The organism is Bacillus sp. URHA0034, assembly GCF_056280405.1.
Genome location: NZ_JBWCDK010000002.1, coordinates 3380422 through 3403306, shown reverse-complemented (window position 1 = coordinate 3403306; position 22885 = coordinate 3380422). Strand labels below are relative to the sequence as shown.

General features: G+C 42.0%; 18 protein-coding genes. 4 read left to right on the top strand and 14 right to left on the bottom strand.

From position 1 onward, the window contains the following. Nucleotides 1–4 precede the first annotated feature (4 nt). Nucleotides 5–1006, bottom strand: coding sequence for a DUF3231 family protein (locus ACZ9EE_RS18375; protein WP_476029282.1), 1002 nt, complete (start codon nt 1004–1006; stop codon nt 5–7). A gap of 81 nt (nt 1007–1087) precedes the next feature. After that, nucleotides 1088–1969: a VanW family protein gene (locus ACZ9EE_RS18370; RefSeq protein ID WP_476029280.1), complete on the bottom strand. Its 882-nt coding sequence runs from the start codon at nt 1967–1969 to the stop codon at nt 1088–1090. Between the two features lie 81 nt (nt 1970–2050). Between ACZ9EE_RS18370 and ACZ9EE_RS18365 the strand changes: the two genes are divergently transcribed. Both ACZ9EE_RS18365 and ACZ9EE_RS18360 read left to right on the top strand, forming a co-directional pair. Then, a complete protein-coding gene (locus ACZ9EE_RS18365; protein ID WP_476029278.1) occupies nt 2051–2512 on the top strand; it encodes a hypothetical protein in 462 nt (153 codons plus the stop codon). A gap of 191 nt (nt 2513–2703) precedes the next feature. Continuing rightward, nucleotides 2704–3021 (top strand): hypothetical protein, encoded by a 318-nt coding sequence (locus tag ACZ9EE_RS18360; RefSeq protein ID WP_476029276.1) that lies wholly within the window; start codon nt 2704–2706, stop codon nt 3019–3021. A gap of 226 nt (nt 3022–3247) precedes the next feature. Here ACZ9EE_RS18360 and ACZ9EE_RS18355 read toward each other — a convergent pair whose 3' ends face one another. From ACZ9EE_RS18355 to ACZ9EE_RS18335, 5 genes are all read right to left on the bottom strand, one after another. Then, nucleotides 3248–3763, bottom strand: a complete 516-nt coding sequence (locus ACZ9EE_RS18355) for a glycoside hydrolase domain-containing protein (protein WP_476029274.1) — start codon at nt 3761–3763, stop codon at nt 3248–3250. Beyond that, nucleotides 3693–4154 carry a hypothetical protein gene (locus ACZ9EE_RS18350; protein WP_476029272.1) on the bottom strand — a complete coding sequence of 154 codons (462 nt, stop codon included), beginning with the start codon at nt 4152–4154 and terminating at the stop codon, nt 3693–3695. Before ACZ9EE_RS18350 ends, ACZ9EE_RS18355 begins: the two co-directional genes overlap by 71 nt. A gap of 135 nt (nt 4155–4289) precedes the next feature. Beyond that, the gene (locus ACZ9EE_RS18345; protein WP_476029271.1) at nt 4290–4997 is read right to left on the bottom strand and encodes a DNA alkylation repair protein; all 708 of its coding nucleotides are present in this window, start codon (nt 4995–4997) and stop codon (nt 4290–4292) included. Nucleotides 4998–5218: 221 nt separating this feature from the next. Further along, the gene (locus ACZ9EE_RS18340) at nt 5219–6022 is read right to left on the bottom strand and encodes a prohibitin family protein (protein WP_476029269.1); all 804 of its coding nucleotides are present in this window, start codon (nt 6020–6022) and stop codon (nt 5219–5221) included. A gap of 53 nt (nt 6023–6075) precedes the next feature. Beyond that, complete coding sequence (locus ACZ9EE_RS18335) at nt 6076–6882, bottom strand: REP-associated tyrosine transposase (RefSeq protein ID WP_476029267.1); 807 nt, start codon at nt 6880–6882, stop codon at nt 6076–6078. A 314-nt stretch (nt 6883–7196) separates the two neighbouring features. Between ACZ9EE_RS18335 and ACZ9EE_RS18330 the strand changes: the two genes are divergently transcribed. Together ACZ9EE_RS18330 and ACZ9EE_RS18325 are read left to right on the top strand one after the other, a co-directional pair. Next, nucleotides 7197–7763: an LOG family protein gene (locus ACZ9EE_RS18330; RefSeq protein ID WP_476029265.1), complete on the top strand. Its 567-nt coding sequence runs from the start codon at nt 7197–7199 to the stop codon at nt 7761–7763. 591 nt (nt 7764–8354) lie between these two features. After that, nucleotides 8355–9788 (top strand): MDR family MFS transporter, encoded by a 1434-nt coding sequence (locus tag ACZ9EE_RS18325; RefSeq protein WP_476029263.1) that lies wholly within the window; start codon nt 8355–8357, stop codon nt 9786–9788. 352 nt (nt 9789–10140) lie between these two features. Here ACZ9EE_RS18325 and ACZ9EE_RS18320 read toward each other — a convergent pair whose 3' ends face one another. The 7 genes from ACZ9EE_RS18320 to ACZ9EE_RS18290 all read right to left on the bottom strand — a co-directional run bounded on the left by ACZ9EE_RS18320 (nt 10141) and on the right by ACZ9EE_RS18290 (nt 22760). After that, nucleotides 10141–12363 carry an alpha-galactosidase gene (locus ACZ9EE_RS18320; protein ID WP_476029261.1) on the bottom strand — a complete coding sequence of 741 codons (2223 nt, stop codon included), beginning with the start codon at nt 12361–12363 and terminating at the stop codon, nt 10141–10143. An 86-nt stretch (nt 12364–12449) separates the two neighbouring features. Further along, nucleotides 12450–15470, bottom strand: a complete 3021-nt coding sequence (lacZ, locus tag ACZ9EE_RS18315; RefSeq protein ID WP_476029259.1) for a beta-galactosidase, LacZ type — start codon at nt 15468–15470, stop codon at nt 12450–12452. A gap of 486 nt (nt 15471–15956) precedes the next feature. Then, complete coding sequence (locus ACZ9EE_RS18310) at nt 15957–16775, bottom strand: carbohydrate ABC transporter permease (protein ID WP_476029257.1); 819 nt, start codon at nt 16773–16775, stop codon at nt 15957–15959. After that, nucleotides 16768–17697 (bottom strand): carbohydrate ABC transporter permease, encoded by a 930-nt coding sequence (locus ACZ9EE_RS18305; protein WP_476029255.1) that lies wholly within the window; start codon nt 17695–17697, stop codon nt 16768–16770. The genes ACZ9EE_RS18310 and ACZ9EE_RS18305 overlap by 8 nt, the downstream gene beginning before the upstream one ends. Nucleotides 17698–18004: 307 nt before the next feature. Further along, on the bottom strand, nt 18005–19291 hold the full coding sequence (locus tag ACZ9EE_RS18300; RefSeq protein ID WP_476029253.1) for an ABC transporter substrate-binding protein: 1287 nt from the start codon (nt 19289–19291) through the stop codon (nt 18005–18007). Nucleotides 19292–19467: 176 nt separating this feature from the next. Further along, the gene (locus ACZ9EE_RS18295) at nt 19468–21228 is read right to left on the bottom strand and encodes a sensor histidine kinase (protein ID WP_476029251.1); all 1761 of its coding nucleotides are present in this window, start codon (nt 21226–21228) and stop codon (nt 19468–19470) included. A 17-nt stretch (nt 21229–21245) separates the two neighbouring features. Then, nucleotides 21246–22760, bottom strand: a complete 1515-nt coding sequence (locus ACZ9EE_RS18290) for a response regulator (protein ID WP_476029249.1) — start codon at nt 22758–22760, stop codon at nt 21246–21248. Between the last annotated feature and the right edge of the window lie 125 nt (nt 22761–22885).

Sequence of the window (22885 nt, the reverse complement as noted above, 5' to 3'; positions counted from 1 at the left end):
GCTGTTATTTCGTGAGTTCATTCCGGTCCTCAATCTGTGGAGGTTCTTCCATCCAGCCGTTTTTGATCATGATTCTGCCTCCTTCATGGGCAAAGGTGAAAATGTCTTTTGCGAGAAAAGCCATTTTTGTCGGCAAGTCATTACGTAAACTAAATGCACCGCCTAAAGCATTACTCCCTAGCCCAAATGAAGTTAATAAACTGGAGTTATACATCATCAATTTATCAGAAAATGGGGCGATTTTTGACGCGGTTGCTTTTCCTGCATGTGTAGCTGGCGGCTCAATAAAACTTCCGCGTAGAAATTCACCTAGATCGCTTTCAATCTTTTTTGACAACTTCATCCCCTTGGCAAGATAGCCTTGCACTTCCTCATTAGCAGCCACTTGGGCAAAACCAATCATTAACTGCATTCCGATAAGGTTTGTTTCAATCGCATGATGGATAAGAGAAACTTCAATCGTATTAAGGGATCTTGGCTCACTTAACAAACTGAAACCACTCCTATAATGTGTATCCTGTACAAAATGCACCTCTTTAGGCATTGATACAAAAGGCGGACGTTCCAAAACCCCTTTTTCTAGAAGGAATTGAGTCGATTGGCCGTTCATCACTTGCGCTTCTGCTGTTAAATGGATAAATAGATCATTAATATCTTTTCGATAGGACATGCCACAAAAAAGGGAATATAAGCTCATTTCCACTTTAGTCATCATATGCAAATACATGATATCGTACAGGTAATCAAATAACTTGGGAACACCTTTATGAACATCTTCTTCTGTAAAACCACGAGGAATGACTGCCCCTTCTTGTGTGAAAATCTCCTTAATGATCTCTATGGTTTTCGTAGCACCATCATAATGAGTTTGTAATAGTTGTTTTTCTTCATTATCAGCATGCTCAATAAAATGCTCTAAGATTCTCATGATCATCGTCTTTTCTTGATAAGCCATCCACAAATTCGCTAATTCTGATGAAGTAATCGGAATTCCATTCAAAGTCATTATGATACCCCCTCCTGAGGAGCATGGGGACGGTTCTTTTGCTTCCCATTTGGAAGCAAAAGAACCGTCCCCGTGCTTATGTTAATAAGAAAGATAGGGAACTTTTTTGGGCTTATAGGTTATGACATCGGAAGAATATATCTCCACTTTCAGCTTGCCGCGTAACATTTTTGCTTGAATGAGGATTGGTTGGTTGTATTCATTTTTAAAAATTAAATCAGGTCCATTCCAGCTAACCGTGGCATCGCGCTTTGGAGGAACGTATGAGACCTCTTTGCTGTGTGAGTAGCGATGAATCACTTTTAACCCTGCATTATCGATGGCATTAAAAAGGGTCGATGAAACCTGACAAATGCCACCGCCAAAGTCTTCTGAATATTCCCCTTTAACAATCACAGTAGCCGGCACATATCCTTTCCTTGCTGTTCTTTCCCCCACGACTTGATTAAAGGAAAAGGTTTCACCTGGAAAGAGAACATGGTTATTAATCGATTTTGCGGCAAGATAAATATTATGATTTCTTTTTTTATTACTGGTATTAAAGTAGGTTACGTATTGTCCGATTTTTTCAATCCGAATATTTCCAAGTAACTCACTATCGACCTTAGGGGAAACCACTTGTAAAGGGACTTCCATTTCAGCTGATCCATTATTAAAATAATAAGAAAGAACCTTTTCCGTGAAAAGATCCCGGTTTAAACGGTACCCAACCTGCTCTGGTATAATCGTTCCATTGTGATCTATAATGGCATTTCTAGGCACGGAGGACACTTGTTTGTCCAATTGGTCCATAAAGGTTTTTAACTTTTCCGGATTAATAATAGGTAATTCCGGCATAATGGTCGAAAAGTTAGTACGATTAGCAACTGAGATAGGGTGCCCATTGTTCGTGATTAATAATTCGCCTGGCATATTAACTTGCTGCGTTAACATGACAAGCCCAAGTAACCAAGTAAAGTTCATGCACTGAAACCTCCCTACCTTTATTATGAGTAAAATGGTCGATTTCATGTAAATCAGTGTAAGCCAAGAAAGGAAATATTAATGACACAAATAACATTCTTAGCTTCATTAAAACCGTTTATCATACCCGATGAAATCGAAGAATACAATAATCGGACGTTTTTTGAACGTGAGGAAGATGCTATCTTTTTCTCTGTGCAGGAAGTAGATGAATATTGGGTAAAAGAAGTGGATGGATTATTTTCTTTGCCTTATATTTATGAAGCAAATGGAGTTGGAAACCGTTTATTTTTAGCCTACATTGAAAAGTATATGGAAGTGGGAGATGTGTTGGAAATATATCACGTGCCCAACCAACATGCCTTTAAGGAATACAAACAAAGGATGGAAGCACATCCCGAGCCGATTGAAGTAAATGTAGGAAGTTTCACTTACCAAGACAGTTATGGTTTGTATCAATTACATTCAAAAAAATGGTTAGATGAACTGAGTCATCGAAATTATTTGACCCATTATGGAATTACAACATTTGTTAAGTATTAATGAAATCAATATTTGTTCAAACCTTGAATCAGTCCCCGCCATTATAAAAAAGTTGTAAGCGATAAAGATTATGGTATGTTGGTATGGAGAATTTGTCATTCTAATTAACATTATCCAAAAATAGGATTTTCACCTATTCGTTTATGGTACAATTCTCCTGTAATTATTTAATCTTTCTAGGGGGAAATTTAGTGAGTGATTTAACAGCAAACGTCCAGCAAAATTTTGCTGCACAAACGCAAGAAAAATCTTATTTTGATGGTGGTCTTTTTCAGTACATAGGATGGTCTATCCTAGGAGGACTTGTAACTGTCTGCACATTGGGAATTTGCTATCCCTGGGCAATTACAATGATTTTAGGATGGAAAACACGACACACGGTTATTAATGGGAGAAGACTACAATTCACTGGATCTGCAGTTGGATTGTTTGGAAACTGGATAAAATGGTGGTTCCTTTGCTTAATTACATTAGGAATTTATAGTTTTTGGTTATTTATTGCAATGTAAAAATGGAAAACAAAACATACTTCCTTTGCTAATTAAATGCTTAGTATAAATAAGACCTCCGATCGGAAGGCTTTATTTTTTTAATGACCAGCTCTTCCATTGCGATATGACTTCCCTCAACTAAATGCAGAGCTCCGCTCATTTCCCTAAATACTTTACCAAATTGAGTTTAGTCATGGCTTTTTTATGTAAAGAAGCAAGAGAACCGTCCCCCTGCTTCATTATCCTACCATAATTTATCTAGCACAGTAGACTGAATAAGGTTCGTGTCGATATTACAAGCTTCCCCATCAATTCCGTATTGCCAGATCGAGATCTTGATGTTCTTTGGGGCACCAGGCTGAAAGGCAGGGGCTTTATTTTTCGCAGAGACACCCGGATCGGGATTACTGCTCCAAAGGATGGTTTGCCCTTGAATATTTTTATTTTTTGAAGCAGCTACTTGAAATGCAGCGGACAGTTTACTACCTGGTGTAAAAACACCATAAATTCCTGGCTTATAAGGCGAGCTGGATAAAGTCTCCACCCATCCTCTTATAAATGCTTCATCGACGGGATACGTTGGTTCTATATCCGCAAAAATGACTACTCCCTTAGGTATTCCTATTTTTTGAGCGTAAGCAATGGCCTCCTTGGCCTCTGCAACCCCTCTATCATAGCCGATGGCTTCTTTAAAGTGGTTGAAAATCGGCAGGATCTTGATGCCTTGCTGATGGAGTAAATTGACTTCTTCTTTGGACAAACCGATTGACACATCTCCCTTTTGTTTCTAAATATCTGCCAAACACAGTCGGTGCGCCATAGTTGTCCTTAACACACTGTAGAAAGGCTTGGTCAACACTAGAAGCCGTGTCAACACCCCAAACGATCGTAGGCTTTTGTTCTTGAGCTTGTTTTTCTTGGGCAGGTTTTTGTTGAGGGGGTGTTTCTTTTTGAGGCTGCTCACCTTGTTTCGTTCCATCATTGGCTGGATCCTTTTGGGAGTTTACCACTTCAGTTGCAGTAACATCTTGGACTACCTTCGGGGAATGGTCCTGAACGTGAGTGGTATTATGGGTGAAGAATACAAGAAGTAAAGGAAGAACCAAGACGGCAGTTAAAATAATGCTCGAAATCCATTGGCGTTTCTTCATATCATCTATTCCCTCCACACGACAATCTCAGGAGCCAGTATATTCAGAATGTCGTAAGGACGTGTGGGCAAAGCGAAGCAAGGGGACGGTTCTTATGCTTCCGAAGCATAAGAACCGTCCCCTTGCTCACCCATCTTAACAGATACAAGTTTTTCGTTTCACACCTATTTTGTTGCGCTCTTTTATTTTTTTTATATATGGAACGGCAGGAGGGACTTTACACGCTGTCTTGTCCATATTAACATGCACCTTGCCAATTGTTTCGGCAACCCTAATCGCTTCATCATGTAAAGCAGTTACATAGGCTCCTACACTAATTACAAAGCCGTTCATACAATAGCGAACCCGGTTTTTTTCTTGGTGAATGGTGGTTTCAGCCCTTATGAGCAGGGCGCGGATTTCTTCTAAGTCCAACTTGTCATCGGGGGTTATCGATAAATAGTTTGCATACGTGTTCCAGCCAGCAACGGCTGTCATTTCTTTATCGGAGTCTATCCATTCACCTGCGAGTTCCAAGGCAAACGGGCTTTCAGCAGCTACCCCTGCAACCGTGTATTCCGCAAGTAGATACCAGCTTGCTTTTTGGACCCAATTTTGAAGAGTCTCCTTTGTCATCAATTTGGGATTAACAGACAATCCGGCTAAATACATAGCGTCAGAATTTCCAGTATCGTATAATGCCAAAGCCAACTCCTGGTCTTTTTTAACATACTTGACGAGCTTTTTTAAATCTCCCACCTTTACTCCAAAAACACTGCCACTCGCTCCGTGATTAATAAACGTGTTTTTGGTTTGTTCTGAACCCAGTTCTTCCAGCCTGTCCATGATCTCCTTGACGTTCATATAAAGCCCCCATTATAAGGTATTTTCACTATTTTACCATTTATCGGTAACTGCTTTCACCTTTTAGAATAGGGGTGTTCCGGATTATCCTTGGAGGGATGCCAAGCGGGGAATGAGCGTAGAGTTCTTGAAAAAAGCACTCCCGTTAATAGTCTCTCAGGTGGGAGAACTAAACAAAGGTTAAAAAACCTCTATCACCCGAATAGAGGTTTAATTAAATTTTATTTCTTCTCAATCCCGCTCAAGTCAATAAAAGGAGTAGCTCCTCCAGTGACACTCGGCAGGCGTCCATCCCACTTTTCCAGGGCCTTTTCTTGAACCTCAATCTGTTTTAATTGGATCAACTCCGGTGTTACTTCCTGCTTTTTCAACCTTAAGGCCTCTGCTTCTGCACCCGCCTGGGTGACTTGCTGCTGCGCTTCAATCTTGATTCTTTCTAAATCCCTTTGAGCCTTTAACGCATTTTGTTCGGCTGTTTGTTTCAATTCTATCGCTTTATTGAATTCCTCACTAAAGGCGAACTCTTTAATATTGATATCCTCAAGGATCATATAATACTTGGTTAACTTTGTGGAAAGCATCTCCTTCACTTTAGCAGATACTTCAGGACGTTTGGAAATTAACTCCTCGGCAGTATATTGAGCTGTCACTGCCTTTAAAGACTCAGCGGTGGCAGGGTCGACGATACGGGCACGATAATCGGGGCCGATTTCTTGGTATAGCTTATTGACGGCACCTGGATCAACCGAAAAGTTAACAGCCACATTGGCTGTGACCATTTGTAAATCCTTGGATGCGGCTGTCTGGGAACTTTCTTCTTTTTGAACCCGAACCTCAACCTGTTCGACATTTTGAATGAACGGAATTTTAAAATGAAAGCCCTCCGTTAAGATCGTTGGCTTAACTGCCCCTAATTGCAACAAGACCCCTCTATAACCAGATGCCACCGTAGTCCCAGAAAAAATAAAAAGCACGACCACCACAATTACAATCAAGCCGCTTATCATTAATTTGCTGTTTCTCATGTTGCCTCCCCCCTCCTCTTAAGAATATATGAGCAAGGGGACGGTTCTCATGCTTATTTCGAAGCATGAGAACCGTCCCCCCGCACCTTGAATATCAAACTGGCCGAGACACCTAAAATTCTAGCTGCCTGCCTTTGTGACAAACCTCTGATTTTTTTTACTTCTCGTAACACATCATCTCTTTGCAATCTAGGCAAGCTCTTTACTTGGGCGATCTCGATTGTACCGAGTATTTCCTTAATTTCCATTCTTGCCTCTTCATCTGTGAATCTTCTTTTATAAATCTCTTGTTCATCCAGAAATTGTTCCTCCAACTCTTTCTCATTGAAATCTATGAATCGTGCTTTGGCTTTTATTGGATCATCTGAAAACAACTTGAGTATATAATCGCCATCGTACAGTTTTCGGAAAAAAGGCTGTTTACCGTAGTACCCACGACAGCTGCTCCACCTCCAGTCATCGACTCTGTTCACGATTCCCGCTTTTACTGGGTTTTGATGAATATATCGAACCACATTTAATAAATTCAAAAAACTAATTACACATATACTTCTAAATCGATCCTGAAAAAGGTGGCCGGTTGTTTGGTATTTCTCGTTATAATAAAAAACAAAGCTTACACCAATCCGCTTCATGGTAGTGGAAAGTGATTCATTTCCTTCTTTCACAAGGAGATGCACATGGTTCCCCATTAAGCACCAAGCATATAGTTCCACTTCCGCTTTCATTTTATATTTCTCGACAATACTAAGAAATCTTAGGCAATCTTCGTCATCATGGAATATTTCCTGTCGATTCGCTCCTCTCAAGATGACATGGTAAATACCGCTGCGACTCTTCTCGCGCGCAACTCGAGGCATATCGATCACCACTTATCCAATATAAATTTTTTATAACATTTAAAAAAAGAAAGGGATTAAAAATTGAGAATCATGGGTAACAAAACTAATGGTTAATAATGGAGGCTGTTTGTTTTTCGAATCATTGTGAAGTTTACTTGAAACTAGAGTGAAGCAAAGATAGAAGGATGTAAGAGGACTTGACAAGGTTTCAGGTTTTATAAGGATAATTATACAAATCTATCATATACTATATTATCAGACCTTTCATCATTAATTTAAGATAAAAAAAGAAGCAAAAGAACCGTCCCTTTGCTTCGAAAAGGAGTCCGTTCATGAAACGATTAGCTGTTTATTGCGGTTCGAGTTTTGGGGCTTCAGAGGATTATAAGGCTGGAGCGATTGAATTAGGGAAAGAGTTAGCGAAACGGAAGATTACGTTGGTTTACGGCGGTTCTAGCAATGGCTTGATGGGGGCTGTAGCTGATACGGTATTACATGAAGGCGGGCAAGTCATTGGGGTTATTCCTAAAGTGCTCGGTGATCGTGAACTTTCACATACTGGGTTAACACAATTATTTACCGTTGACACCATGCATGAGCGAAAAGCAAAAATGGCTGAATTAGCCGATGGCTTTGTAGTCCTGCCTGGAGGGACTGGAACGTTAGAAGAATTCTTTGAAGTATTCACATGGGGTCAAATTGGATTGCATCAAAAACCATGTGGCTTGCTAAACATTCAGCACTATTATGACCCGCTCATCAGTTTATTTGACCACATGTTCGACCAGAAATTTCTCCAAGAAAAATTCCGCTCCATGCTGTTAATCGAAGAAAAACCAGCTGCACTAATCGACCGATTCAACCATTACACAGCACCGACACTAAAATCATATGATTAAGAAGCATGGGGACGGTTCTCATGCTTCCCTCACCCAATCAAATTTCATAGAACCTCCGATTATCAGAGCTAACAAATATATATGTGAGTTAATAATCCTTAAATGAATTGAATTTAGTTTATAAAACAATTAATTAGTAGAAATTCTGTTTGTGTTAGCCGGAAATTGGAAATTTAGTTCGTCAGGCTATACTGGTCTTCAAACGACAAGCTTTCGACCAATTTCCATTTAATCTATACTATTCAAACGTTTGGTTAAAAAAGCTGAAAGGTCCATTCCGCTTATTTTCTCTTCTAAACTAGTAGAAAAGATTGTCGAATAAAGCTAAAATCATTCGCAGAAAAAAGAACAATTTCCCGGAAAATTCTTTTGTCTTCGTATAAATCCATATCATTTTCTACAGTCTCTACTCTTTACTCCCTGCACAAAAATAAGCAAGAGAACCGTCCCCGTGATTATTTTATTTTCCTACTCCTACAATTTGCTAGTTATTCTTTTTATTGACTTGGATAATTATGGACACTAAAATGTAACAGATAACACACTTATAGGAGTGTAAAAATAGATATCAGAGGGAAGTGAAGCCAGAAAATGAAACAATATAATACCCGTGCCATCATGGCGTCGCTGCTCATCTGCGGTTTCGTTGGAATGTTCAGTGAGACGGCTCTCAACATTGCGATTAGTAATTTAATGGTGGTATTCCATATTTCGGCCGCTACCGCACAGTGGTTGACGACTGGGTTCCTACTTACTCTCGGCATTTTGATGCCGATGACTGGGTTGCTCCTGCAATGGTTCACGACGAGGCAATTATTTATCGGTTCGCTTGCGAGCTCAATCGTAGGCACATTGATTGCGGCGCTCGCATTCAATTTCGAAATGCTTATGGTCGCTCGTGTTCTTCAGGCGGCCGGAATGGGCCTACTGATTCCGCTCATGTTCAATACGATTCTCGTTGTTTATCCACCGGAAAAGCGCGGGGCGGCGATGGGTTTCGTCGGACTCGTGATTATGTTCGCACCAGCAATTGGTCCGACCGTGGCAGGTCTTCTAATCGAATATTTTACATGGCACTACATCTTCTGGCTCTCACTGCCGTTTTTAGTGATAGGTCTGTTGGTAGGGCTAAAATTTTTGGAGAACGTTACCGAGGTCACGAAGCCTCACATCGATCTACTGTCTATCATATTATCAACGATCGGCTTCGGCGGCGTTGTCTTTGGTTTTAGCAAGGCAAGCGAAGGGGCGGCAAGCTGGACCAGCCCGGTCATGGTCTCTTCCATCGTTATCGGGTTGGCTGCACTCGTGCTATTTATTCTACGGCAGGTGTTTATGCATGAGCCGATGATGGACCTTGGCGTCTTTAAGTACCCCATGTATAACGTGGGACTGCTTATGGTGCTGTCTTGTATGATGATTATCTTGTCAAGCATGATTATTCTGCCAATGTTTCTTCAAAACGGTATGAAACTATCAGCGTTTACTGCTGGGCTTATGTTGTTGCCGGGAAGCGCGCTTAATGGCATACTGTCGCCGCGCATGGGGCGTCTGTTCGACAAATATGGGCCAAAGTGGCTTGTTATTTCCGGCCTCGTCGTTGTCGCCGTCATGTTATGGTGTTTCTCCAGCATAACGCCCTCCTCTTCGATTGCATTTATCGTCGCCTTGCATATCGGACTAATGGTTGGCATCTCCATGGTCTGGATGCCGGCTCAGACGAACGGCCTGAACCAGCTGCCGCCGGAGCTTTACCCACATGGTACAGCAGTCATGAACACGTTGCAACAGGTTGCGGGTGCGATCGGAACAACGATTGCGATACTCATTCTAACAAGTGGTATGGAGAAGTATATGCATACCTCCTCTGCTCCAACCAAATCAACGGAGATAGCTAATGCCATGACGTTGGGCTCACAGAATGTGTTCTTGTTTGCAATGATCGTGACGCTGATAAGTCTAGTCCTTGCGTTCTTTATCCGCCGCGTCATCGTCAGCCATGCGGCGATGAATTCGATGCATTAATATCAAAAGGAGCCTTTTGCCAGGGCCCCCTTTTTTGGAATCAAGGGGACGGTTCTCTTGCTTCCGCTAAAAATGGATAAAATTGGTCTACACACAGATATTGAATATATAAACATTTTTTTGTATAATTATTCTGGGTTGGATGGTAAATGTGTACATCACTGTATTTAGCGTAGGTGGGGCTGATACAAAATGAAGCAAGAGCTTTTTGGCTCTTTTTTTACAGTACAAATAATCGGTTAACTATTTAATAGATGCAGAAAGCCTATGAATATCTTATTCATAGGCTTTTAGTAATCATGGGGACGGTTCTCTTGCTTCGGAAGCACAAGAACCGTCCCTCTGCTTCCTTCTAGCTACTCTTTATATAAAAAACCTGTGATTGGAAGTCTCCGCCGCGTATTGCTTGTTTGCTATTGACACCATTAAATTCGGTTGGGAGCGGCAGACCAACTTGCATTAGCTCATCTCCATAATAGTCTCTTCCTTCTGCTTGATAGACTCTCCCTTCGTCTAATCCGCTTAGTCGTAAGGTCTGGTGTTTCCGTCCATTTGGAGTAGCCAAAACTTTATAGTATCCGACCAATGCCTCTGATTGATCGGGACTTACCACCATCCAAGCCGTCTCATTCCCCTCAAACGGGCTCAACAGACGATAAAACTGTCCCTCACGGATTAAGCTGCGGTGTTCTTTATAAAAAGCGACCTGCTCTTTAATTTCCGCCCGTTCTTCTTCTGTTAACATGAGCGGATTTAATTCATAGCCAAAGGTACCAAAATAAGCAGTATTGGCCCTCGTCGATAAAGGGGTTTCCCTTAAGGTTTGGTGATTCGGAACAGCGGAAACATGAGAACCCATACTATAGATTGGATAAGCAAAAGATGTACCATACTGAATCTTCAATCTTTCCACAGCATCCGTATCATCACTTGTCCAGGCCTGCGGTGCGTAATACATCATCCCAGGGTCAAAACGCCCCCCTCCGCCGGCACAGGATTCAAATAACACGTGCGGGAACACACTAGTCAGGCGCTCGTAAAGACGGTATACCCCTAAAATATAGCGGTGGAAAAACTCCCCCTGCTGCTGGGCAGATAATGCCTGCGAAAAGGCCTCGGTAATATTTCGATTCATATCCCACTTAATATAAGAAAGGTTCGTCCGTTTCATGATATCGGACATCCTCTCATAAATATAATCGACAATCTCAGGTCTCGAAAAATCAAGCACAAGCTGGTTCCGGCCAAGCGTATAAGGCTGGCCCGGCATCCCCACAGCCCAATCCGGATGCTCTCTAAACAACTCACTGTTTGGACTAATCATCTCCGGCTCAAACCAAAGCCCGAATTTCATCCCCGTTTCCGAAATCTTCGCCGCCAAACTTTCCAGACCATCAGGCAGCTTATCGAAATCGACGTGCCAATCCCCTAATGAGGAAGTATCATCATTTCGTTTGCCAAACCAGCCATCATCCAGGACAAACAACTCGATCCCTAATTCACCGGCTGACTTGGCAATGTTCACGAGTTTTTCCTCATTAAAATCAAAATAAGTCGCTTCCCAGTTGTTAATCAAAATCGGACGATCTTCCGTTTTCCACTGATTAGGAATCAGATTTTTACGATAAAGCGTATGGAAAGCCTGGCTCATTCCGTTCAATCCTTGATCCGAGTAAGCCATGACCACTTCCGGCGTTTGGAAGCTCTCATCCGGCTGCAAATTCCACTTGAATCCCATTGGGTGAATTCCCACCGTCAACCTGGCAATGTCATAATGGTCGACTTCCACCTGCATCAGAAAATTGCTGCTATAAACAAAATTAAAGCCGTATACTTCTCCCGTTTCCTCGGTAGCAGCTGGCCGTTTAAGCGCTAAAAACGGATTATGATGGTGCGAGCTGGCTCCGCGCAGACTGGAAATCGATTGAATGCCCATTTCCAAGCTCCGCTCCTTCACATGCCGTTCCCGCGACCAAGTACCGGCTAAATGAGTAAAAATAAAATCTTTATCAGGCAGGTCGACAGATGCCCCCATTAATCGGTCAATCACCAAACTCCCTGCTCCTTCATTTTTCAAAGAAGCACTTCTAGTGATCACCGGATGGTCTCGAAAAATCGTATAATGAAGGGTCAAATCCGCCTGTAAAAATTCATCCTTCAAAACAATTTGGAGCGTGCTCGCTTCCTCATCCCCGTTAACATAGGTGGAAGGCAGCCCTTCAAGCTTAGGTTTCCCATCCACGATTTTAAAAGAATCGTAGATAAAATTGGGGACATGTGGGACATCTTCTTTCCTGACACTTATCGCAGGTTCCCGGAAATCGGAGTTCCCGTAAGCCGGATATTCTTGACGCAGTGTTTCTAAACTAAACGCCGGATCATCAGCATACACATGACAGCTGGCAGCGGTTGGAACATCATACGTTTGCAAATGGGAAAAATCACTTCGGTGTCTTAATGCTTTCCCATAATAAAGATGGCCCAGCTGGCCATTTTTCATCACATGAAAAATATAGCTGACCTGGCCATTGGTTAAATGAAATTGATTGTTTTCCTGATTGGTATGGATGAACATAATGCATCTCCTTTTCCAAAACATAGTTTGCATATCTATTAATTTACTAACAAGAAGAGCCCCAGACCGTGGGACTCTCCATCGTGTTAAACTCTTTGAATCAGAAACTCAAATTCGATATTTTCATTGGCTTTAATCAGGTGTTCATCGTGTACAGGTGCCCCCCAGCTGTCGTCACCGCCAATACCCATCTGCCGGCCGGCCACCGTGACAACGGTATAATGAACGTTCGGAAGCTCATAGACATGCTGCGCATTCTCAAGTTCGAAGGCTGTATATGGTGAGAAATTGCACTCCAATGGCTTGCCTACAGAAGAAATTCGCAGACCACGTCCGTTTTCGTTCGTCACGCTCACTCTGCGGACGCCAGTCCGATTTCCGGACTCCTGCGGCATAACATAACCTGATAGATTATCAGTTACTTGATTTTTAAATATGCCTAATCTTGCTCCCATCGCACGGTCAGAATAATTCTCCTCAGGTCCCATCGCGTACCACTCGAGCTGATTATAATCCGTCGGAACCTTGAACGACACCGCAAAAATTGGCAGCTGCGGCAGATTCTCAGCTCCTTTATAAGCTGACTTCACTAGAACATTTCCATCTGGATAGACGGTGTACACTGTCTTCACCTCAATCTCGCTGTTAATCGAGAATTGATAAGTGAACGTAACACTGACTTGACTGCTGCTTTCTTCCACTTGAAAATCGACACATTTCCGTGCCAGGCTCGCCGCATACCAAAGGCCGGAATGGAAGCTCTGCGAATAGCCGCGGTCATTGTCGGTCGTCGCTCTCCAGAATAATGGAGCCGGAGGAAGGGCAATCATTTCTCTTCCGGCATAGTTCAAGGAAACAAGACTTCCCACCGCTTTTGAAAACATAACAGTGAAATCCTTGCCATGAACGCCAATATTGACATCACCATGGGCGACCCGCAGCTCGCCTTTTACAGGAGCTGTTTCTCTTGAACCCACTTGATAGACAAATTGTCCAAACGCAATCGCATATCCTGCTTCTGCCCATAAATTGCTTTCTTTCAGCTTAAGTGAAGTTTGAACACAATATTCACCGGAAACCGCTGTGATGTCTTCAGGCAATTCAAACTCGAAACGACCCTCGCTTTGCGGTTCCACACTGGCTGATAGACTGTTTCGATAGACTTCCCTGCCCTCAAGGAAGAGCACATACTCCAATTCATAGGCATCAGTATTGGAGAAAAGACTCTCATTTTTAATCGTGACACCCGTCTGATCTGGCAGCAGCTTAAAGTCTTGATATAAATATTTCACTTCCTGCATCTTTGGTGATAGCTCACGATTCGCATACACAATTCCATTGGTACAGAAACCGTAATCTGTCGGACGGTCGCCGAAATCACCGCCGTAAGCAAGGTACTCCTGACCATAGCGGTCCTTTTTATAAATCGACTGATCGATATAATCCCAAATAAATCCGCCTTGGTACATCGGGTACTTCTGTTCTAAATCCGTGTACTTATACATACCCCCAAGCGAATTCCCCATCGCATGCATGTACTCACAGCTGATGTACGGCTTCTCCGGATTCTCGGTTAAATACTTCTCAATATCCGCCGGCTTTGCATACATCCGGCTTTCCATATCACTGGTGTCATTATAATCACGGTTATGGAATACCCCTTCATAATGCACCAGGCGGCTAGGATCTACTTTTCTGAAATAGTTAGAAACATTCAGGATAACCTCTCCTGCGTAGGATTCGTTACCACAAGACCAAATTAATATGGAAGGATGGTTCTTATCCCGCTCTACCATAGAAATCGCACGGTCCATGACAATATCTTGCCATTCAGGCTTATTCCCTGGAATATTCCAAGAAGGTTCGACTGCGCCCATCTTTTGCCAAGATCCGTGAGATTCAAGGTTCATTTCATCAATGACATAAACCCCGTACTCGTCACACAGCTCGTACCAATAGCTCTGATTCGGATAATGAGACGTACGCACCGCATTAATGTTATGGCTCTTTAAGGTCTTAATATCCCATAGCATATCTTCCTTTGTAATCGCGCGTCCGCTTCTTGGGTTAAATTCATGACGGTTAACCCCTTTGAAAACGATTCGCTCCCCATTAAGGCGCATAATCTTATCAACCATTTCAAATCTTCTAAAACCAAGCTTTTGCGGCACGACCTCCACCAGCTGGCCAGCTTCATTAAACAGCTGCACATATAATTTGTATAGATATGGGCTTTCAGCGCTCCACAGTTCTGGTTTATCAACATTCATGGTGAATGAACATTGGCCGTCCGCCTCTTCGATATTCGCAAAAGCAACCAATTCACCCTTCTGATCAAATAATTCAGCAATGACACTTGAACTAGCCGAACCCTGCAGCTTTAAGTCTGCCGTTAATGTACCTTTTGTAAAAGTGGCGTCTAATTCCGGGCGGACATGTAAATCGGCTACATGAATTTCCGGTACAGTGTAAAGGTAAACATCACGGAAGATTCCTGAAAACCGCCAAAAATCCTGGTCTTCCAGCCAGCTTCCGGTGCTTCTTTGGTACACTTCAACCGCAAGCTTATTTTCTCCTTCGGTTAAAAATGGTGTAAGCTCATACTCTGCGGGAGTAAAAGAGTCCTCACTGTAGCCGACAAATTCTCCGTTCATCCATACATAGAAAGCAGACTCCACACCTTGAAAAGAAATATATACCGGCTTATTTTCCATATTGGCTGGAATCGTAATACTTTTCACATAGCTGCCAACAGGATTATGGTCTGTCGGAACTTCCGGCGGGCGGATCTCGTTATGTCCATCCCAAGGGTACATGGTATTAACATATTGCGGCTGACCGTAACCCTGGAGTTGAATATGGCCGGGAACGGTAATATTTCCCCATCCTGAACAATTAAAATCAAGTTTATAAAAATCTTCCGGACGGTTGTCCGGATTCACCGCATAATGAAATTTCCAGTCGCCATTTAACGAATGGCGCAGCTTCATTGGAGCCGCGCTTTTTGCTTCCTCCATTGTTTCATAGTATCGATGGTCAGAATGTGCTGTAAGACGATTGACCGCAAACACATTTAAATCTGTAAGCCACTTAGTTGTTGGAATCATTTTATCTTTTACTCCTTTTATTTTTTGGTTCTGTTCGATAAAACCGGCTTTTCATTTACCAAAGTGGGGCTCTTATTCCCTTTTGGGGCAATGAACCGCCTCTTCTTTTACCGATGCAGCCCTCTTATTCCGCTCTCGGGCAATAAACTGCCTCTTCTTTTACCGATGCGGCCCTCTTATTCCGCTCTCGGGCAATGAACCGCCTCTTCTTTTACCGATGCAGCCCTCTTATTCCGCTCTCGGGCAATAAACTGCCTCTTCTTTTACCAATGCAGCCCTCTTATTCCGCTCTCGGTAAATGAATCACCTCTTCATTTACCAATGCGGGGCTCATTATCCGCTCTCGGGCAATGAACTGCCTCTTCTTTTACCGATGCAGCCCTCTTATTCCGCTCTCGGGCAATGAACCACCTTTTCATTTACCGATGCAGCCTTCATATTCCAAGTTTCGTCGATGAACCTAATTAAAAACTACAGAAAAATGTGCTATTTCACAGATCCCATCATCCCTGCAACGAAATGCTTCTGCATGATAAAGAAGATTAACGCAGCCGGCAGGGTGGCAATCACGATCGCAGTCATAATCATCCCGAAATCTGGTGAATAACTAGACCCAAGAACAGAAATCAATAACGGAATCGTCTGATGTTCCGGAGACTGCAGCACAACCAGCGGCCATAAATAACTGTTCCAGCTAGCCATGAACGTAATAATCGCACCGGCAGCGTAAGTAGTTTTCATCGTTGGCAGATAAATTCGGAAAAAACAGCCAAGCTCGGTCAAACCATCAATTCGCCCTGCTTCTAAAATATCCTTCGGGAACATCTTCGTACTCTGGCGAAAGAAAAAGATCAAAAACGCCGTCGTCACCGTTGGTAAAATAACAGAAGCGAACGTATCAATTCCTAACACCGGTACAGATTGAGATATCATTCCAAACATTCTGAATAAAGGAACCATAAGAGCCGCAAACGGAATCATCATCGACAGCAGCAAGAAATTGAACACCATGTCTTTTGCTTTACTTTGATAAATCTCAAATCCATAGCCCGCCAAGGAAGCAATCAGCAAAGAAAGCACGGTTGTCGTAACGGAGATCTTGGCTGAATTCATTAAAGCTGGTACAAGGTCGACCGTATCCAACAGATTGTGTAAGTTCTCCATAAAATGACTGCCTGGCAATAGACGGCCCTTCGTAACATCGACTGATTTATTGGTTGCACTGACAATCATCCATAAAAAAGGAAAAACGGAAACGATCGCACAAACGGCTAAAAACCCATAGCTAAATACTTTTTTAATCATTTTTATCACCTGCCACTTTGAACTGGATGATCGAGAAGATCACAATCATAATCACAATTGCGTACGATACAGTTGCTGCATACCCGAAGTCAGGAGTGTATTTAAAGGACAAGTTGTAGATGTACTGGGAAATCGTCATCGTCGCGTTGCCGGGTCCACCTTGGGTAATATTCATGACCTCATCAAACAACTGAAGGGTACCGATCGTTGACGTAATTGATGTAAATAAAATGATCGGCTTCAACATTGGGATGGTAATTTTGAAAAAGGTTTGAAAGCTTGATGCCCCATCAATCTTGGCCGCTTCATAAATCGACTGATCAATATTTTGCAGGGCAGAAAGGTAGAAAATCATGTTATATCCGGTCCAGCGCCAGGTAATCGCCACAATGATCGCGATCTTTGCCCAGAAAGGATCCGTCAGCCAATGAATAGGCTCAGAAATGAGCGAAAACTTCAGGAGGAATATGTTAATAATCCCTTGCTGGCCAAACAAATATTTAAAGATAACCGAGTAAGCAACCAGTGAGGTGACACATGGCAAAAAGATCGCCGTACGGAAAACGCCTTTCAGTTTCATCGTTTTATCATTCAGCATAACGGAAATAAATAAGGCCAGAAGAATCATCACCGGTACTTGAATAATTAAATAAATGACCGTATTCTTCACGGTTGTAAGGAACGTTGGATCCTTCAATAAGCGTGTATAATTTTCAAAGCCAACAAAGGTAAGGTTCGTACCGGTGCCGGATTGCAGCGACATGATAAAAGCCTGAACCATCGGATAAAAATAAAATAAACAAATCATTACAGCGGCAATGACAATAAAAGACCAGCCAATCGCGGTATTTTTGATCCGAAAGCTTCGGGTAGAATGGACAGTCTGGATATTCTGCTTCGTTTTTGCGGTAATCACATTCATTCAACTCCTTATTAGAAAAGCGTAAGCGTCCTGGTCAGCGGCGTATGGCCTGGAGTGCTTTGACTGAGATAAAGGAAACACGAAGAGCGTTAGCTTTTTCGATGTTGACTTATCGTAGGGAAAAGCGCGAAGGCGTCTCGCCGCTAGGACGCTGGAGCTAGACAATTCTCAATGCATTTTCTTATACTTTCTTTTCTATCAAGAAAAAGCCCCGGAACCAGCTCACCTGACGTATTTTGATTGCTCCATTAAACCAATTAGGAGAAGCCGGTGAGTTCCCGAGGCTTAATTTCTTATTAAATTCGGCTTATTTAATTTGCGCCTCAGCTTGTTTTTGGGCATCATCTAACGCTTTATCAAGCTTTTTGCCTTTAATATAGTTTTGAGCTTCCACCGCTAAAAGGTCTTCAATCGCATACGTATGCAAGCCATAGTTGATTTGCGGGATTTGCTCTGTCCATTTCGCAAAATCAGAGATCACTTTTTGGCCGCCAAAAAATTCGTCAGCTGCTTGATATGCTTCTCCTTTAGCTGCAGGTGCATACGTACCGATAGCACCCATTTCTTTGTTTAATGTCTGATAGAAATCAACGTTGGAGCCAAATGTTTTGGCAAGGAATTCAGCTGCTTTTTCTTTTCCAGGAACATTTAGAACATACCATGAGCTTCCGCCTAAGTTTGTATAGTTAACGGAACCATCAATATCAAGACGCGGCATAGGAACAACTGCCCACTTACCAGATTGTGCTGCCTCTGCCTTTACAGACGGGGTAATCCAGTTACCTGTAGGAACGGTCGCGACATCCCCATTGTTAAATCCAGCTAAGAATTGACTCCAGTCAGAAACAGGTGTTACTAAATCAGAATCTAAAAGCTCTTTATAAGTTTCAAAAGCGACTTTCAATGCTTTGTTTCCAGCTAAGTTAGGTGTTACGCCATCTTCTTTTGTATACCAAGAACCAGCTGATTGAATCATCATCCGAATCAGACCAAGGTCGTTAGGGTCTTGTGTCAGCATATTTTTTCCAGTTGCTGCTTTTACTTTCTTACCAATTTCAATGTACTTTTTCCAGTCGATATCTTTTAAATCGTCTACTGTGTAACCAGCTTTTTCTAAATAATCGGTTCTTACGTAAAGTCCTGCTACACCAGTATCAAATGGAAGGCCATAGTGTTTACCATCCACGCTTGTTGGAGCAATTTTATACTGGGCAAAATCTTTTGCATTAAACTTTCCAGTTAAATCATAGAACATATCAGGATAAGCCTGAAGGAAGCTTTGTGCACGATAATCTTCAATTAAAACAATATTTGGCAGACCCTTAGTCGTACCAGAGCTTAAGCTTGTATTCAACTTTTGAATAATGTCATCTTGGGCATTTTCAATAACCTGAATATCAACGTCTGGATTTTCAGACTTATAGGCATCTTTCGCTAGTTTCATAGCTTTAATGTTAAAATTAGGATCCCATGCCCATACGGTTACTTTATTGGTATCCTTTGAATTTCCTGAAGCCTCTTCTGTTTTTGAACCTGAAGAACAGGCGGTTAACATCAGGATACTGACTAAAAGTAGTGCTAGTATCTTTTTCATCTAATTTCCCCCCAAGTATAATTCAGTATCTTTGTAAGCGTTATCCCTCTTACAAGTACTATGTTAGCACCCTCTTAGGGGAATTCGTTAGGACGATATTTTTATAAATTTGTACTATCTTTATAAAATGAATCCGCTTACTATTTTAAAACTAGTAATATTTTTAGATTCTTGGATTATTTTTGCATCGGAAGTGAAACCCGCACCTTTGTCCCTTTGCCGAGCTCACTGGTGATGGTTACCCCGTAGGATTCACCATAGATTAGTTGAATACGCTCCTGAACATTTCTGACACCGATACCGGAGAATGCCTGTTTTCGCTTTGTACCAGGCAAATGGCTTTCTTCTGAAACCTCCATCCCATCGCCATTATCAACGATCTCGCAAATCAAATTGTTTCCCTCCTGCCAGACGAGGACATGAATATACCCCTCAGGCTTATGGTTGAAGCCGTGAAAAAAGGCATTTTCCATAAAGGGCTGAAGAATCAGTTTTGGTATTTGCAGGTCGACACAATCAGGTGAAACGAAGTAGTTGACTTTAATCCGATCGCCGTATCGTTTTTGATTAATAAAGACATAATTCCTTAGATTATCGACTTCCTGCTTTACCGTAATCGTTTCACTGACATTGCCAAGCGTGTTCTGCAATAAGGAGATTAACGCATTAATCATCAATTCGGTTTCTTCCTTAGTTCCTTGACCCGCCATAAATTTGATCGAGGCCAATGTGTTGTATAAGAAATGCGGGTTAATTTGCTGCTGCAGGGCGGCGAGTTCGGCATTACGGCGCTGTTTTTGTGATAATACAAGCTGATCGACATATTCGTGAAGTTCATCCAGCATCGAATTAAACGCCGTGCCGATCTGCCTGGTTTCATACGTACCAGAAACCGCAACGTATTCGTCAAAATCATGTTCTGATGCACTTTCTATTTGCTTGACCAGCTTTGACAAGGCATTTGTTAACCGCCTCGAGGCGAAGAGCACGAAAAATAGAGCAACCAAGACGATCCCCATCGAAATAAGGAGGATTTTCTTCTTGTCAATTAAATCTCCAAACGCGGTTTCCTTATCGACGATGTTAAGCATGTACATATCAAAGGATGGGAGATATTCCATCATAATGATTTGTTCCTTACCCATAAAATTTCCGGTGATCGGTTCACCCTTTTCATTCTTCCCGATTTCGACGGCGTAATCCCGCAGCTCGGCTGATTTTTTGCCGATAAGGTTAGACAGATTACTCGATACGATCATGCCTTCCTTATTAATTAAAAAGACATTATTACCAGGAGTGGTGTAACTAGAGTAAAATTTTCTAAATTCACTCTCGCGGATGGTAATATACATGGATCCATAGACGATTCCATACCGGTCCATTAATGCCTTGGACGTTACAATGTAATTTCCTTCCTCTGTATCTGCACGATGATCATATTGGTAGAGCAATCTTTTCGGGTTTTCCATTGTATTCCTAGTCAAAATGCTTTTCTTCAACTCTTCATCGGTGATCGGCCAATAGATGCGCTGATTGGTTGCATAGTTAACGCCATTTTCCCCTCTAACCATGATGCCAACCTCATAAGAAGCCAAAATCGGTTCAATCCGTTTTGTTAGTTGACTCAGGGTAAAGATAGATGTTAATCGATTGACGTTCGATTCCTCTTCCTCGGTTAGAACGTCCTTGATCGCCACACTTTGCTGCAGGCTGTTAGCAGCCATCACCACCGAGTAATGATACTTCTCAAAACTGTCCTGTACCTGATCCATCACTTTCGCATTGGTAATGCTGAACTTTTCAAAAAAGAACTGCTCCGACATCCGAATCGTTGTCCAGGTAATCGTGATCGAAACGGTGACAATCATCATGACCGTAATTAAAAACATCGTGATAAATAAATTGTTATGTCTAAAACGTTCCAGAATAAATCTCATAAGGCTACCATCACTTTTCACATCAATTGTTTTCTTCGGAACTGGCTCGGTGACAGTCCTTTTATCTTCTTAAATACCTTGCAAAAATAACTGTGGTCTGAATACCCAACCATCCCGCTGATTTCCGAAATGCGGGCAGTACCTTGAATGAGCAGCTTGGTTGCTTCTTCAATCCGGATCCGATTCAGGTATTCAATAAAACCTTCACCATGGTGGCTCGAAAAATAACTGGACAGATAGGAAGGGTTAAAATGAAAATACTGGGCCACTCCGGTAAGTGTCAGCGGCTCGGCGTAATGGTCATTCAGATAATCTAATATTTTCTTGATATTAACATTTTCCGGTTGAAAGGCATTCGAGTAGATTGTTTTTTTCGCTTCAGCAATAAAGCCAGCCAAATGTTCCACAGCTTCTGCCGCTGATCGAACATCCTCAAAGGCCTTAAAATAGGTATACTTGGCCTGCTCTAATTCCTTTACATCGTATTCCATATTGCTAAGCAGAATCATGATATTAAAGATAATGTTGCCGAAAAAAGACTTGTATTCATACACATCCGTTGTATAGCAGGCAGAAAGTACGTTTACATGCTCCTGTAAATAATCAAACGCAGATTCAAAATGCTTTCGCTTAAATTCACTAGTAAACCAATCTAAATTAAACTTTTCAAATTTAGGTGGAAGCATTGGCAAATCTTGTTTTGTTAAAACCAGCTGCTCAGGAAAATAAAATCGATAGTTTAAAAGAGTTAACAATTCCTCTTTGTAGACAGAACCAATCTTTGAGAATTCCGCAAATTCCTCACTGAGAACAAAACCACGATCTATTTCGGACTCCACTAAGTTTTTAACAAACGGACTGAATCCAGAAAAATCATCACCGTTGACAACGACGATATTTTTTTCAAAATAAAAGGAATAGTTTTGCTCCGTTAAAGCTGTGGTTATTTTTTTCTTTAAATCATGAGGCAGTTCCGTTTGTCCGCTTTTAAGTTCCACACCTAATAAGCAAAATCTTTGCTTAGGAAAGACCGCAGATAGTTGCGCAGAATCATAGTCTGCTTGAAAGCCGGAAATCAGTTTATGAATGATTTGTACTATAGAAGGATTCACATCTACCTGCTTGTCCATCGATTTAAGCGCCGGAATTCTGCTAGCTGCCTTCTTGAGGACGTTTAATAGGCCTTCTGCGTCAAGCTTCGGCTTTAAGATATAATCAACCACACCACTTTGAAAAGTAGACCGTACATAATCAAAATCTCCAAAACTACTTAAGACGATCACTTCAATTTCAGGATACCTTTCCTTCACCATTCTCGTTAATTCTTCGCCATCCATGATCGGCATGGCGATATCGGTAATCATAATATTCGGTCTCACAGCCTCGATTAATTCGAGTGCTTCCTGACCATGTGATGCCTCTCCGACCACTTCAAAACCTTCTTGTTCCCAATTAAGATAATGCTTAATCCCTTGCCTGATTAAAATTTCGTCATCTACGATAAGGACTCGGCCCCGTTTCCCTGCTGTCAAAAGCTACCCCTCCATAGGAAGCATGGGGACGGTTCTCACGCTTCGGAAGCATGAGAACCGTCCCTATGCTTAAAAAATTTTTCCCAATATCCCTATATCGACACTGTTTTTAAGTTATACCAATT

Bases quoted from the DNA above. Each gene is read 5' to 3' on its own strand.
- ACZ9EE_RS18365 (WP_476029278.1), top strand. From the start codon at position 2,051: ATGACACAAATAACATTCTTAGCTTCATTAAAACCGTTTATCATACCC.
- ACZ9EE_RS18320 (WP_476029261.1), bottom strand. From the start codon at position 12,363: ATGTTCATCCATACCAATCAGGAAAACAATCAATTTCATTTAACCAAT.
- lacZ (WP_476029259.1), bottom strand. From the start codon at position 15,470: ATGATTCCAACAACTAAGTGGCTTACAGATTTAAATGTGTTTGCGGTC.
- ACZ9EE_RS18340 (WP_476029269.1), bottom strand. From the start codon at position 6,022: ATGAGAAACAGCAAATTAATGATAAGCGGCTTGATTGTAATTGTGGTG.
- ACZ9EE_RS18375 (WP_476029282.1), bottom strand. From the start codon at position 1,006: ATGACTTTGAATGGAATTCCGATTACTTCATCAGAATTAGCGAATTTG.
- ACZ9EE_RS18350 (WP_476029272.1), bottom strand. From the start codon at position 4,154: ATGAAGAAACGCCAATGGATTTCGAGCATTATTTTAACTGCCGTCTTG.
- ACZ9EE_RS18330 (WP_476029265.1), top strand. From the start codon at position 7,197: ATGAAACGATTAGCTGTTTATTGCGGTTCGAGTTTTGGGGCTTCAGAG.
- ACZ9EE_RS18295 (WP_476029251.1), bottom strand. From the start codon at position 21,228: ATGAGATTTATTCTGGAACGTTTTAGACATAACAATTTATTTATCACG.
- ACZ9EE_RS18305 (WP_476029255.1), bottom strand. From the start codon at position 17,697: ATGAATGTGATTACCGCAAAAACGAAGCAGAATATCCAGACTGTCCAT.
- ACZ9EE_RS18345 (WP_476029271.1), bottom strand. From the start codon at position 4,997: ATGAACGTCAAGGAGATCATGGACAGGCTGGAAGAACTGGGTTCAGAA.
- ACZ9EE_RS18310 (WP_476029257.1), bottom strand. From the start codon at position 16,775: ATGATTAAAAAAGTATTTAGCTATGGGTTTTTAGCCGTTTGTGCGATC.
- ACZ9EE_RS18335 (WP_476029267.1), bottom strand. From the start codon at position 6,882: ATGCCTCGAGTTGCGCGCGAGAAGAGTCGCAGCGGTATTTACCATGTC.
- ACZ9EE_RS18300 (WP_476029253.1), bottom strand. From the start codon at position 19,291: ATGAAAAAGATACTAGCACTACTTTTAGTCAGTATCCTGATGTTAACC.
- ACZ9EE_RS18370 (WP_476029280.1), bottom strand. From the start codon at position 1,969: ATGAACTTTACTTGGTTACTTGGGCTTGTCATGTTAACGCAGCAAGTT.
- ACZ9EE_RS18325 (WP_476029263.1), top strand. From the start codon at position 8,355: ATGAAACAATATAATACCCGTGCCATCATGGCGTCGCTGCTCATCTGC.